This window comes from Janthinobacterium sp. JF4, assembly GCF_059617925.1.
The window spans coordinates 138,922-151,753 of record NZ_JCAQAV010000005.1 but is presented as its reverse complement, the minus strand read 5'-3'; the positions used below and the strand labels follow the sequence as shown (position 1 = coordinate 151,753).

Below are 12,832 nucleotides of genomic sequence, written 5' to 3'. Positions count from 1 at the left end.
TTTTGTGATAGCAAAACCGGCGATGCCGTTGCCGGCCCTGCTTTACCGAGGCGGCTTGTCCTGCACCACATGGACATCATATTGCACGCTGTCGCGGCCCGGTTGGCCGGCGGCGTCGACTGCTTGCGCCGCGCGCTGCCGCAGGTCGTCGCGTTCCACCGTGCCGACTGGCTGCGCCAGCGGTGCCACCGGCGTTGGCTGCTCGCGCTTGAGCCACAACGGTCCCACAATCGCCACGAGCATCAGCATCGCCAGCATCAGCACGATCATCAGGACGTTGAACGGGCGCGCGGCGCGCCGGCCATACCGGGCCGGCGCTTTGCCGGCGGCATCGACGATCACGCGCGCCAGTGGCGAGCCGTTCGCGCGCGTGCGCGCTTGCAGCTCCTTGTATTGCAGCGGCGATAGCGTGCCCTGTTTCAGCATATGGCGCAAGGCCGCGACGGGCGTGGCGGCCAGGTGCTCGGCTGGCAGGCTGTCGTGGGCGGCGTCGCGCTGCCACGGGTTGATCAGGTTCTGCTCGTACAGCGCATCGACCGCCTGCCGGTTCACCTGCTGCAGCGCGGCGCTGGCCAGTTGCCGGCGTGGTTCATCAGCGGGCAGCTTGCGCAGCATCTTGAAAAAACGCTCTTCGGGCACCAGTTCGGCGCTCAGCAGCCAGGCCAGCGTCCTGATCTGGTCGGCATTCATCGCCAGTTCCGGCACATCAATGTCTTCGGCGGCATTGTGCGCGCGCTGCAGCTCGATGATCTCCAGCTCGGCCAGCGTATCGTCGTATTCGTCGCTGGTGATCAGGCCGAGGCGCAGCAATTCTGCCAGCGGCAGCAGGCGTGGATCGGTGCTCATGGCTGCAGGCCTCCGGTCAGCCAGCCGTACACGACGGACATCACCAGGATCAGCCCCAGCACGATCAGCGCGCCTTTCCAGGCCGGTGGCCGCTTGTACGGGATGCAGTCGTGACCATGGCGCAGCCTGGACGCTTCCATGATGTCGCGCGCCAGTTCGCTGCCATGGGCACGCACGCGCACTGCCAGCGCCTCGAACTGCGCCGTCGGCAGGATGTCGTTGACTACCAGCCAGCGCATGGCGATCCAGGGCGTATAAAACATGCGGTCGGCTGGCGCCGCCGCGTGTGCCGCATCGCGCTGGAACTGGTTCAGCAAATCGAGCTCGTACAAGGCGTCGACCTCGCGGCGGTTGTAGTGCCGCACCCCCTCTGCTGCCAGCGCCTGTTGCCGGGGTGGCAGTTTGGCCACGCGCTGGCCGAAGTCATTCTTGGGCAGCAGATCGGTCAGCAGCAGCCAGCCCAGGGTGCTGACCAGATCGGCGTCCTGCGCCAGTTCCGGCATGTCGACCGGATCCTCGGGCGGGTGCAGGCGCTCATGGGCGGCGACATCGCGTTCCGAGTTGGCCTCGTCCAGTTCCTGCGCGGTGATCAGGCCAAGCTGGTGCAGCTGGCACAGCGATGCGTGGGGCGGTTCGATATGCATGGACTCACTCTTTTACTGTGGCCTGGCGCGGTGCGCCGGCAATTTGCGGCGTCATCGACCAGCCATTGCCGGCCGCGTCGCGCTGGCGGCGCGTGAGCCGCTTCAGTGCATGCAGCGCCTCGCCGGAAGTATGCGTGGACACAGGTAGATTGCTTGTCATCGGAGTGGGTTTATCAAGAATCAAGATGGTAAATTTTACAATGCAATCTCGTTTCCCCAGCGTACTATTGAAGTTGGGCCTGATCCAGTTCTATCCTGAACTGCGGTGTTGCTGACCAGTTCTTGCCCTCCTTGCTGCGCTGGAAAGTAAAGTCGCCTTGCTGCAGCACCGACACTGCCAGCACCTTTGTTGCGGCAGCGGGCGCAAGGTCGTTACGGGCCAGCAGCTGGCGGCACGAAACCACGTCAGGCAATACTGCCTTGTCATGGCGAGGAATGGGGGACGATCAAAATGCAAACGGGGCCGGGGCGGATGCATTCCGCGCCGGCCCCGCCGTTTTTCGCCAGGGGCGTGCTTAGTGCTTCAGGCCGCGCCAGCCGATGTCGCGGCGGTACTGCGCGCCGTCGAAATGGATTTTTTCCACGGTTTCATACGCCTGCTTCTGCGCCATCTTGATGCTGTCGCCCAGACCCACCACGCACAGCACGCGGCCGCCGTTGGTGACCAGGCGTTCGCCTTCGATGCGGGTGCCCGCATGGAAGGTGACGGAGTCAGGCGTTTCGGCCGGGATGTCGCCGATGGACGTGCCCTTGACGGGATCGTCCGGGTAGCCGGCGGCGGCCATCACGACGCCAACGGCCGTGCGGCGGTCCCATTCCAGTTCCACGGCGTCGAGCGTGCCGTTGACGGCATGTTCCATGACGGTCACCAGGTCGGTTTTCAGGCGCGCCATGATCGGCTGCGTTTCCGGGTCGCCCATGCGGCAGTTGAATTCCAAGGTCCTCGGCGTGCCCTTCTCGTCGATCATCAGGCCTGCGTACAGGAAGCCCGTGAACGTGATGCCATCCTTGGCCATGCCCTGGATGGTCGGCACGATGATCTCGCGCATGACGCGCGCATGCATGGCCGGCGTGACGATGGGCGCCGGCGAGTACGCGCCCATGCCGCCCGTGTTCGGGCCCTGGTCGTGGTCCTTCAGGCGTTTGTGGTCCTGGCTGGTGGCCAGCGGCAGGATATTCTTGCCGTCGCACATGACGATGAAGCTCGCTTCTTCGCCGGCGAGGAATTCCTCGATGACGATGCGCGCGCCGGCGTCGCCGAACTGGTTGTCAGCCAGCATCATGTCGACCGCCTGGTGCGCTTCTTCCAGCGTCATGGCAACGACCACGCCCTTGCCGGCGGCCAGGCCGTCGGCCTTGATGACGATGGGCGCGCCCAGGGCGTCGATGTAGGCGTGCGCGGGGGCCACGTCGGAGAAGGTCTGGTAGGCGGCCGTCGGGATGCCGTGGCGCTGCATGAAGGCCTTGGCGAAGTCTTTCGACGATTCCAGCTGCGCCGCTTCTTTCGTCGGGCCGAAGATTTTCAGGCCACGCGAGCGGAACAGGTTGACGATGCCCGCCGCCAGAGGTACTTCCGGGCCGACGACGGTCAGGCCGATGTGTTCCTGCTGAACGAAATCGGCCAGCAATTGCGGGTCGCTGATGTCGAGATTGACCAGGCGCGCATCGCGCGCGGTGCCGCCGTTGCCCGGCGCGACATACACCATCTGTATGCGTTCGGACTGGGCCAGTTTCCAGGCCAGGGCGTGTTCGCGGCCGCCAGAGCCGACTACCAGAATTTTCATAGGGACCGTTCGTTCAGTGTGGGTTGCAGGGCGGCGGCGCCGCCCTTGAGGTGTATAGCTTATTTTTTGCTTAGTTCTCGATTAAGGCGTTCGTAAACACTTCCTGCACGTCGTCCAGCAGCTCCAGCGCATCGATCAGCTTTTGCATCTTGATGGCGTCGTCGCCCGTGTAGACGGTTTCCGTCGCCGGCTTCATGATGACTTCGGCCACTTCGGCCTTGAAACCGGCCGCTTCCAGCGCTTCCTTGACGGCGGCGAAATCATGCACGGGAGTGACTACTTCGAAGCCGCCTTCCTCATCGGCGATGACGTCGTCGGCGCCCGCTTCCAGCGCCGCTTCCATCAGCTTGTCTTCATCGGTACCCGGCGCGAACAGCAGCTGGCCGCAATGCTGGAACATGAAGGCGACCGAGCCTTCGTTGCCCATGTTGCCGCCGTTCTTGTTGAAGGCATTGCGCACCTCGGCCACCGTGCGCACCTTGTTGTCGGTCATGCATTCGACGATGACGGCTGCGCCGCCCACGCCGTAGCCTTCGTAGCGCACTTCTTCATAGTTGGCGCCGTCGACGCCGCCGCTGCCGCGGTTGATCGCACGCTGGACGTTGTCTTTTGGCATGTTCGCATCGGCCGCCTTGTCGACGGCCAGACGCAGGCGCGGATTGGTGATGGCGTCGGCGCCGCCCATGCGGGCCGCGACCGTGATTTCCTTGATCAGGCGCGTCCAGATTTTGCCGCGCTTGGCATCGGTGGCAGCCTTTTTATGCTTGATATTGGCCCATTTGCTATGTCCTGCCATGTCGAATCTTCCTTAGACGGGTGTTCAATTGTGGCCGACATTTTAGCATATCGGCCCCCTGCCAAGCGGCTTGGCCCCGTCATCAGGATGACACAATCTGTTGCTAAAGTGACGCGCTTTCACCATATCGAGGGCGCGACATCATGGCAAGTCAAATGGACAGGCGGCAATTTCTGAAATTGGGCGGCTTCATTACCGTCTCCGTGGCCACCGTCGGCCTCGCCGCCTGCGGCAGCACCGATTACAGCGATCCCGGCGTGCCGCTCGCGTCGGGCAGCGACTGGAAATTCCCGCAAAGCGTGGCGTCGGGCGACCCGCGCGCCGACAGCGCCATGCTGTGGACGCGCGTCGTGCCCGCCAGTTTCGACGCCGTCGCGCCCGCCGTGGCCGGCAAGTCCGACGTCGCCGTGCGCCTGATCGTCAGCGCCAGCGACAACAAGGCTGCCCTGGGCGGCAACACGGCCCTGGTGGGCACGCCCATCGTCGACGCCAAGCTGCCCCTGAAAGCCGATTTCGACAACACCCTGCGCCACAAGGTGACGGGCTTGCAGCCGGGCCAGGTGTATTTTTACCAGTTCATCGCCGGCGACGTGCGCTCGAACGTGGGCCGCTTCAAGACGGCGCCCGCCGCCACGGCTGACGTATCGCAGCTGCAGTTCGCCTACCTGACGTGCCAGGACTGGAGCATCAACCACTGGGGCGCGCTGTCGCACATCGCCGTCAATGAAAGCCTGGATTTCATCGTCCACCTGGGCGATTACATCTACGAAACGGTGGGCGAGGCCTTCCAGAGCGGCGCCGTGGAAAGCCGTCACGACCAGCTGAAACTACCGGACGGCACGTATAAAAGCGGCACGTCCGGCGCGAAATACGCCACCACGGTGGCCGATTACCGCTACCTGTACAAGAAATACCGCACCGATGCGCGCCTGCAAGCCGTGCACGAGCGCTTCGCCTTCATCGCCATCTGGGACGACCACGAATTCACGGACGACGCCTGGCAGGATGCGTCCACCTATGAAGGCATCGTGGCCGCCGACGGCAGCGATCTGCATCAACCGGCCCGCCGCCGCAGCGCCAACCAGGCGTGGTTCGAATACATGCCGGCCGACGTCACGTTCGACGCTGCCGCGACGACGTTCCAGAACATCCAGATCTACCGCGATTTCCAGTTCGGCAAACTGATGCAGCTGGTCATGACGGACGAGCGCCTGTACCGCGCCGACCATGCGATTGCCGAGTCGACCATCAACCCGGCCACGGGCAAGCCGCTGGGCAGCATCGGCAGCCGCTACCTGGTGCCGCAAGCGCTGTTCGACAGCGTGGAAGGGCAGAAAATGGCCGCCGCCACCAAGGCCGGCGCCGACCCGCTGGCCGCCGTGGGCATGCTGGGCACGACCCAGCGCGACTGGTGGAAAAGCAAGATGAAGGCGGCCACGTCCACCTGGAAGCTGTGGGGCAATGAAGTGTCATTGCTGCGCATGGGCTTGAATGGCACGGATGCGATTGCCACCTTGCTGGCCCTGAGCGCCATGGCGAACGTGGGCAAGGCCATCGCCAGCACCTTGCCTCTGGTGGGCGGCAGCGTGCCGCTGGCCTCGGCCATCGTGGCCGCTTCCACGGCGGGCGCATCGACGACCCTGGCGCAAGCGGCGGCCATGGCGATCGCCGGCGCGGCAGCCAACGCCGGCGCGCAGGGCGCCGCCGCCGTGGGCGCCGGCTTGAGCGCGGCCCAGGCCGGCATCACGGTGGCCGCCTACAACAGCGCCTCGCCGGCCGCCGCCGCGCAAGTGATCGCCTTCGGCTGGATCAAGCCCGACGTGCAGGCCAAGGGCGCCGCGTCAAGCTTTGTCGCCGCTTCGGGACAGCAGGCGGCGCTGGCGCCATTCTTCACGCGCTTTTTGCTCAATTGCGACCAGTGGGATGGCTACAACAGCGAGCGCAAGCACCTGATGGCGCACCTGAAAAACAATGCCATCGGCAACGTGGTGGCGCTCACGGGCGATATCCACTCGTTCTTTGCCGGCACCGTCAGCGATGATTTTGACGCGGCCGGCGGCGGCACGCCCGTCATGGTGGACCTGGTGTCGGCCGGCGTGAGTTCCGATTCCTTCTTCAGCTACCTGAAGTCGGCCGCCGGCAGCATGGGCGATATCGGCACCCTCGTCAGCTATCCGCTGGCCATTCCCGTCACGGGTCTGGGCACGGTCAATCTCGACATCAACCTGCTCGACTACACCATGGGCAAGGCCGCGCCCACCATCGACAGCCTGCTGGAGCAATTGCGCGTGCAGCTGCGCGGCTCCCTGGCCGCCAAGGGCGTGCCGGAAGCGCAACTGGACGCGACGGTCGCTGCCGTGCAGATGGGCTTGAAAGCGAGCACTGACTTCACTGTGACCCTGCTGGGCCTGGCGCAGCAATTGTCCGGGCTGGGCAACAACCCGTGGATCAAACATTTGAACACGGACGCGCAGGGCTACACGGTGGTCACCTTGACGCCGGGCAAGCTGGTGGCGCAGTTCAAGCAGGTGAATAAACTGATCGGCACGGCGGCGCCAAGCAACGTGATTGCGCGCGTGACGACGGCGACGGTCAATGCAGGGGCGGCGGCGGTGGTGGTTTCTTAAACTTGTTTCTTGAAAGTTAACCCCAAGGCAAGGGCTGGGGTCGGACCCTCAGGGTCCGACCCCAGTATTTGCCGTTGGAGTTATCAGCCGCCTTTGGCTTTTGCCTTACAATCTGGGCATGAGCTCCAGTTCCCCGCAAGCCACCCCATCTTCGCTTCCCCGTTCCGTCTACCTCGGTGGCCTGGCCATCGCCGTGGGCGGGGCGGTGCTGTTTTCCACCAAGGCCATCGTCGCCAAGCTGCTGTACCGCTACCAGATCGACGCCGTCACCCTGATCGCCTTCAGGATGATTTTCTCGCTGCCTGTGTTCGCCGTCATCGCCTGGTGGAAGATGCGCACGGAGCCGCCGCTGTCGACCAGTGACCGCTGGCGCCTGGTCGGGCTGGGCGTTGTCGGCTACTACCTGTCCAGCTATCTGGATTTCCTGGGCCTGCAATATATTTCCGTGGGGCTGGAGCGGCTGATCCTGTTTCTCACGCCCACCTTCGTGCTCCTGATTACCACCGTGTACTTCAAGCAGAGCATCAGCCGCTTGCAGTGGCTGGCCTTGCTCACCTCGTATTGCGGCATCGTGCTGGTGTTCGTGCACGACTTGCAGGGCGGCGCCAGCAATGTGGCGCTGGGGTCGACTCTCGTGCTGGGCTCGGCCTGTTCGTATGCCGTGTATCTGCTGGGCTCGGGCGAACTGGTGAAACGCATCGGCTCGATGCGGCTCGTTTCCTACGCGATGTGCGTGGCCAGCTTTGCCTGCATTGCCCAGTTTTTCATTTTGCGCCCCGTCGAGCTGCTGATCCAGCCCATGCCCGTGTATGGCTTGTCTTTGCTGAACGGCATTTTTTGCACGGTGATGCCCGTCTTCATGACGATGATCGCCGTCGAGCGCATCGGCGCGCCCGTCGCCTCGCAGGCGGGCATGATCGGCCCCGTCTCGACCCTGTTCCTGGGCGCGATGATCCTCGATGAACCGATCACCAACTGGCAACTGGCTGGCACCAGCCTGGTCTTGGCCGGCATTTACTTGCTGTCGAAAAAGAAATAATTCCTCCACCCACTGAAATGGTCCTCATCATGAAAACACGCATCGCCCTGATTGCCCACGACAAGAAAAAAGATGACATGATTACCCTGGCGGGCGAATACCTGGATTTTTTGAAGGGTTGCGAACTGTCGGCCACGGGCACCACGGGCGGCCGCCTGATCAACGAGCTGGGCTTGCAAGTGGAACGCAAGCATTCCGGCCCGTTCGGCGGCGACTTGCAGATCGGCTCGCTGCTGGTGGAAGGCTTGATCGATTGCGTGATCTTCCTGCGCGACCCGATGACGCCGCAGCCGCACGAGCCGGACATCAACGCCCTGGTGCGCGCCTGCGACGTGCACAACGTGGCGTGCGCGACGAATCTGTCATCGGCGCACCTGGTGCTGTCGCAGTTGCAGGCGCTGGCCGTTGCTGCCGCCTGATTCACCGAGATGAGGAGATGAGCATGAGCGCAACGATTACCACCAAAGCCATCCGCGTACAGCGCGTGGGCGGCCCGGACGTGATGGAATATGTGGATGTGGAACTGGCGCCGCCCGGTCCCGGCGAGGCGCGCGTCAAGCATGAAGCCATCGGCCTCAATTTCATCGACGTGTATTTCCGCTCGGGTTTATATCCGCAGCCGCTGCCCAATGGCCTCGGCGTCGAGGGCGCGGGCATCGTCGAGGCGGTGGGCGAGGGCGTCACGGAAGTCAAGGTCGGCGACCGGGTGGCATATGCGGCGCGCATCAATGGCGCGTATGCGCAGCAGCGCAACTTGCCGGCGGCCCTGCTGCTGGTGCTGCCCGAGCGCATCGGCTTCGATACGGCCGCCGCCATGATGCTGCAAGGCTTGACGGTGCAATACCTGTTCCACCGCACGGTGGCCCTGAAGGCGGGCGACACCATCCTGTTCCACGCGGCGGCGGGCGGCGTGGGCCTGATCGCCTGCCAGTGGGCGAAAGTGCTGGGCGTAAACCTGATCGGCACGGCTGGCTCCGATGAAAAGGCGGCGCTGGCCAAGGCGCATGGCGCGGCCCACGTCATCAACTACAACACGGAAAACTTCGTCGAGCGCGTGCGCGAGATCACGGGCGGCAAGGGCGTCTCCGTCGTCTACGATTCCATCGGCAAGGATACGTTTACGGGCTCGCTCGACTGCCTGGCGCCGCTGGGCATGATGGTCAGCTTCGGCAACGCTTCCGGCCCCGTGCCGGCGTTTACCTTGTCCGAGCTGGCCTCGCGCGGCTCGCTGTTCCTCACGCGCCCGGCCCTGTTCAGCTATGCCTCCAACCGCGCGAACCTGGAAGAGATGGCGGCCTCGCTGTTCGGCGTCGTCAGCAGCGGCGAAGTGCAGATCGAGATCAACCAGCGCTACAATCTGGCCCATATCGCCCAGGCGCACACGGATCTGGAAGGGCGCAAGACCACCGGCTCAACCATCATCGTGCCATGAGCGGCGGCAGCGACAGAGACGGCGCGCCGAAGTTCGGCCGCCTGCTGATTGTGCTGGCATTGGCCGTGGCCCTGATCGGCGCGCTCACCTTTGCCGCCGAGGCGTATTATTCTTGAGTGAAAAAAAACCGGCTTGCGCAGCGCTGCGCAAGCCGGTTTTTTGAGCGTTAGTGACTTATTCCACTTTGACTTCGACCTTGCGCGGCACGCCGCTCTGGCCGGGGAAGTCGGCAAAGGCGCTGGCCACCATGGCCGGCATCACTTGCGACGTGGCGCGCTTGTTGCTGGTCGATTGCACGGTCACGTCGTACAGTTTCTTGCCATTGCGGTCATTGATCGTCACGCGCAATTCGCGTTCGTATTTATGGCGCACGCTTTCTTCCACGTCCATCGGGCCATACCAGTAGGGGTTATAGCCAAAGCGGCCATAGCCTGGCCACGCGCCGTAACGATAGCCATAGCGGCCAGGCCAGTAGCCCGGGCCATACCAGAACGGATCGGATGCCTGCAGCACGCGCTCAGGATAGTCGACGGTGGAAAACTGCATCGCCACGCGCAAATTGGCTGCCGCCGGGCCGGAAGCTTCGCCGAAGCCGTGCTTGGCCAGTTCGGCGCGCACCAGGTTCTGGTAGCTGCGGTACTCCAGCGTGTCGTTTTCCGCCGCCGGCGCTTCAAACGCATACGATTTGTCCTGCAATTGCGCAGGCCACTCGTGGAAGACGGTCACGTCATTGCGTATGGTGGTGGCGCATCCGGTCAGCAACACGGTCAATGCGGCCATCATGATGGTGAGATATCGTTTCATTGCATGATCTCCTGATAGTAGACGCAATTTATCGCTTATTATTGTAAGAATAGTTCCATTTATTTCCATTCATTATTACAGAATGTTACCTGACATGTCGGCGTGTAAGGGAATCCAACATTCCTGAGCTGAATCGCGACTATCGGGGGGCTGGTGTTGGTAAAATAGGCTTTTGCCTCCGCTCCCACCCATTCCCTATGCGCACAGACAGCCCTCAGACGATTTACCGCAAAGATTACACGCCGCCCAGCTTCCTGGTCGACAGCGTCGAACTTGGTTTCGATCTCGATCCCGCCCGCACAGTGGTGGCGAGCCGGATCCGCATGCGCCACAACCCGGCCGGCACCAGCCGCAGCATCGAATTGCACGGCGAACACATCGAACTGGTGATGGTGCGCCTGAACGGCAAGGTATTGAAGCCGTCGCAGTACAAGCTGACGGCCGGCATGCTGACCATCCCGAAGGCACCGGACGATGTTACGCTCGATATCGAAACCGTGCTGGCGCCGCAGGACAATACCTCGCTGTCCGGCCTGTACGTGTCGAACCATAATTTCTTCACGCAGTGCGAAGCGGAGGGCTTCCGCCGCATCACCTTCTTCCCGGACCGTCCGGACGTGATGGCCAAGTACACGGTCATGCTGCGCGCCGACAAGGAACACTATCCGGTGCTGCTATCGAACGGCAACCTGATCGAAGAGGGCGACCTCGGTGACGGCCGCCATTACGCCAAGTGGGAAGACCCGTTCAAGAAACCGTCCTACCTGTTCGCCCTGGTGGCGGCGCGCCTGGTGTGCCAGGAAGAACGCTATACCCTGAAATCGGGCCGCGAAGTGCTGCTGCAGGTGTGGGTGGAAGACGGCAACCTCGATAAAACCGACTACGCCATGCAGTCGCTGAAAAACTCGATCCGCTGGGACGAGGAGCGCTTCGGCCTGGAGCTGGACCTGGACCGCTTCATGATCGTCGCCGTGGGCGACTTCAACATGGGCGCGATGGAAAACAAGGGGCTGAACATCTTCAATACCAAGTATGTGCTGGCCAACTCGCGCGTGGCGACCGACGTCGACTACGCGGGCATCGAAGCGGTGGTGGGCCATGAATACTTCCATAACTGGACCGGCAACCGCGTGACGTGCCGCGACTGGTTCCAGCTGTCGCTGAAAGAAGGCTTGACGGTGTTCCGCGACCAGGAGTTTTCGGCCGACATGATCGGCACGGACACGGGCCGCGCCGTCACGCGCATCGACCAGGTGCGCACCCTGCGCCAGGCGCAGTTCCCCGAAGACGCCGGTCCGATGGCGCATCCCGTGCGTCCCGACTCCTTCGTCGAAATCAATAATTTTTACACGGTCACCATCTACGAAAAAGGCGCCGAAGTGGTGCGCATGTACCAGACCCTCGTGGGCCGCGACGGATTCCGCAAGGGCATGGACCTGTACTTCGAGCGCCACGATGGCCAGGCCGTCCAGTGCGACGACTTCCGTGCCGCCATGGCGGACGCGAATGGCCGCGACTTCAGCCAGTTCGAGCGCTGGTACAGCCAGGCCGGCACGCCGGTGGTGGCCGCTTCCACGCGCTACGATGCTGCCAGCCAGACCTTCGAACTGACCCTGGCGCAAAGCTGCCCCGCCACGCCGGGCCAGCCGAAGAAACTGCCGTTCCACATTCCCGTCACCGTCGGCTTGCTGGCAGCGGACGGCCGCGACCTGCCGCTGCACGTCGACGGCGTGGCATCGAACGGCGCTGCCAGTGTCGTGCTGGAATTGACGCAAGCGTCGCAGACCTTCCGCTTCACGAACGTGACGGAAGCCCCCGTGCCGTCGCTGCTGCGCGACTTTTCCGCGCCCGTGGTGCTGGAATACGATTACACCGACGCCGAGCTGCTGCACCTGTTCCGCCATGACAGCGACCCGGTGAACCGCTGGGAAGCGGGCCAGCGCCTGGCCATGGAGCGCCTGCTGAAACTGACCGGCGCCGTCGCCGCCGGAGAGGCTCTGGCGCTGGACGACACCTTCATCGCAGCGCAGCGCGCCTTGCTGGTCGACGCAACGCTCGATCCCGCCTTCCGCGAACTGGCCCTGATCCTGCCGTCGGAAACCATCATCGCCGAGCGCATGGCGCAAGTCGACCCGCAAGCGATCCATGCGGCGCGCCAGTTCATGCGCCGCACCATCGCGGCCGCCCTGAAGCCTGAACTGCTGGCGCAATACCACGCCAACCAGACGCCGGGCGAGTACAGCCCTGACGCCCTGTCGGCCGGCAAGCGCGCGCTGAAAAACCTGGCCCTGTCGTATCTGCTGATCGCGCCCGAAGCGGCGGAGCTGGACCTGGCGCGGCTGCAGTTCGACAATGCCGGCAACATGACCGACCGCGCCGCGGCGCTGGCGGCGCTGATTCATTCCGGCTCGCAGCCGCATGCGCAGGCGGCCCTTGCCAGCTTCTATGTCGACTTCGAGAACGAAGCGCTGGTGGTCGACAAGTGGTTCGCCATGCAGGCAGCTGCGCCAACGACCGACGTGCAAGCCGTGCGCCAGCTGATGACGCATCCGGCCTTCACCTTGAAAAACCCGAACCGCGCGCGCAGCCTGATCTTCAATTTCACCAATGGCAATCCGTCGCAATTCCATGCGCAAGACGGCAGCGGCTACGCCTTCTGGGCCGAGCAAGTCATCGCGCTCGACGCCCTGAACCCGCAAGTGGCGGCGCGCCTGGCGCGCTCCATGGATCGCTGGCGCCGTTACGTGCCCGCGCTGCAGAACCACATGCGCGACGCGCTGGAAAAAGTCGCCGGCCAGGCCAGCCTGTCGAATGACGTGATGGAAGTCGTCAGCAAGGCATTGGCCAATTGATGGCATGT

Annotated in this window: 12 protein-coding genes; 5 read left to right on the top strand and 7 right to left on the bottom strand. The window is 63.6% G+C overall.

What is annotated here, in order from left to right:
- Window positions 1–42: 42 nt before the first annotated feature.
- The 6 genes from AC54AF_RS07410 to AC54AF_RS07385 form a co-directional block, all read right to left on the bottom strand.
- Entirely contained in the window at window positions 43–846 is an 804-nt protein-coding gene (locus AC54AF_RS07410; protein ID WP_496636024.1) for a hypothetical protein, read from the bottom strand.
- Complete coding sequence (locus tag AC54AF_RS07405; protein ID WP_496636023.1) at window positions 843–1,490, bottom strand: hypothetical protein; 648 nt, start codon at window positions 1,488–1,490, stop codon at window positions 843–845. Before AC54AF_RS07405 ends, AC54AF_RS07410 begins: the two co-directional genes overlap by 4 nt.
- A 4-nt stretch (window positions 1,491–1,494) precedes the next feature.
- Window positions 1,495–1,632 (bottom strand): hypothetical protein, encoded by a 138-nt coding sequence (locus AC54AF_RS07400; protein ID WP_496636022.1) that lies wholly within the window; start codon window positions 1,630–1,632, stop codon window positions 1,495–1,497.
- 82 nt (window positions 1,633–1,714) lie between these two features.
- Window positions 1,715–1,903, bottom strand: a complete 189-nt coding sequence (locus AC54AF_RS07395) for a hypothetical protein (protein ID WP_496636021.1) — start codon at window positions 1,901–1,903, stop codon at window positions 1,715–1,717.
- Between the two features lie 102 nt (window positions 1,904–2,005).
- Window positions 2,006–3,274 carry a phosphoribosylamine--glycine ligase gene (gene purD / locus AC54AF_RS07390; RefSeq protein ID WP_496636020.1) on the bottom strand — a complete coding sequence of 423 codons (1,269 nt, stop codon included), beginning with the start codon at window positions 3,272–3,274 and terminating at the stop codon, window positions 2,006–2,008.
- A gap of 70 nt (window positions 3,275–3,344) precedes the next feature.
- Window positions 3,345–4,070, bottom strand: coding sequence for a YebC/PmpR family DNA-binding transcriptional regulator (locus tag AC54AF_RS07385; protein ID WP_077408206.1), 726 nt, complete (start codon window positions 4,068–4,070; stop codon window positions 3,345–3,347).
- A gap of 143 nt (window positions 4,071–4,213) precedes the next feature.
- On the opposite strand from AC54AF_RS07385, the gene AC54AF_RS07380 reads away from it, so the two are divergent.
- The 4 genes from AC54AF_RS07380 (at window position 4,214) to AC54AF_RS07365 (ending at window position 9,168) form a co-directional block, all read left to right on the top strand.
- Window positions 4,214–6,697 carry an alkaline phosphatase D family protein gene (locus tag AC54AF_RS07380; protein WP_496636019.1) on the top strand — a complete coding sequence of 828 codons (2,484 nt, stop codon included), beginning with the start codon at window positions 4,214–4,216 and terminating at the stop codon, window positions 6,695–6,697.
- Between the two features lie 118 nt (window positions 6,698–6,815).
- The gene (locus AC54AF_RS07375; protein WP_496636018.1) at window positions 6,816–7,736 is read left to right on the top strand and encodes a DMT family transporter; all 921 of its coding nucleotides are present in this window, start codon (window positions 6,816–6,818) and stop codon (window positions 7,734–7,736) included.
- Window positions 7,737–7,765: 29 nt separating this feature from the next.
- A complete protein-coding gene (locus AC54AF_RS07370) occupies window positions 7,766–8,155 on the top strand; it encodes a methylglyoxal synthase (RefSeq protein ID WP_141170563.1) in 390 nt (129 codons plus the stop codon).
- A 23-nt stretch (window positions 8,156–8,178) separates the two neighbouring features.
- Window positions 8,179–9,168: a quinone oxidoreductase family protein gene (locus AC54AF_RS07365; RefSeq protein ID WP_496636017.1), complete on the top strand. Its 990-nt coding sequence runs from the start codon at window positions 8,179–8,181 to the stop codon at window positions 9,166–9,168.
- 174 nt (window positions 9,169–9,342) lie between these two features.
- On the opposite strand, the gene AC54AF_RS07360 is transcribed toward AC54AF_RS07365, so the two are convergent.
- Window positions 9,343–9,972, bottom strand: a complete 630-nt coding sequence (locus tag AC54AF_RS07360; protein WP_496636016.1) for a DUF4136 domain-containing protein — start codon at window positions 9,970–9,972, stop codon at window positions 9,343–9,345.
- Window positions 9,973–10,169: 197 nt separating this feature from the next.
- Between AC54AF_RS07360 and pepN the strand changes: the two genes are divergently transcribed.
- Window positions 10,170–12,824, top strand: coding sequence for an aminopeptidase N (gene pepN / locus AC54AF_RS07355; protein WP_496636015.1), 2,655 nt, complete (start codon window positions 10,170–10,172; stop codon window positions 12,822–12,824).
- The last annotated feature ends 8 nt before the right edge of the window (window positions 12,825–12,832 follow it).

Excerpts from the sequence above, each read along its gene's own strand:
- AC54AF_RS07365 (WP_496636017.1), top strand. The coding sequence starts at position 8,179 with ATGAGCGCAACGATTACCACCAAAGCCATCCGCGTACAGCGCGTGGGC.
- purD (WP_496636020.1), bottom strand. The coding sequence starts at position 3,274 with ATGAAAATTCTGGTAGTCGGCTCTGGCGGCCGCGAACACGCCCTGGCC.
- AC54AF_RS07375 (WP_496636018.1), top strand. The coding sequence starts at position 6,816 with ATGAGCTCCAGTTCCCCGCAAGCCACCCCATCTTCGCTTCCCCGTTCC.
- AC54AF_RS07380 (WP_496636019.1), top strand. The coding sequence starts at position 4,214 with ATGGCAAGTCAAATGGACAGGCGGCAATTTCTGAAATTGGGCGGCTTC.
- AC54AF_RS07385 (WP_077408206.1), bottom strand. The coding sequence starts at position 4,070 with ATGGCAGGACATAGCAAATGGGCCAATATCAAGCATAAAAAGGCTGCC.
- pepN (WP_496636015.1), top strand. The coding sequence starts at position 10,170 with ATGCGCACAGACAGCCCTCAGACGATTTACCGCAAAGATTACACGCCG.
- AC54AF_RS07360 (WP_496636016.1), bottom strand. The coding sequence starts at position 9,972 with ATGAAACGATATCTCACCATCATGATGGCCGCATTGACCGTGTTGCTG.
- AC54AF_RS07410 (WP_496636024.1), bottom strand. The coding sequence starts at position 846 with ATGAGCACCGATCCACGCCTGCTGCCGCTGGCAGAATTGCTGCGCCTC.
- AC54AF_RS07370 (WP_141170563.1), top strand. The coding sequence starts at position 7,766 with ATGAAAACACGCATCGCCCTGATTGCCCACGACAAGAAAAAAGATGAC.
- AC54AF_RS07405 (WP_496636023.1), bottom strand. The coding sequence starts at position 1,490 with ATGCATATCGAACCGCCCCACGCATCGCTGTGCCAGCTGCACCAGCTT.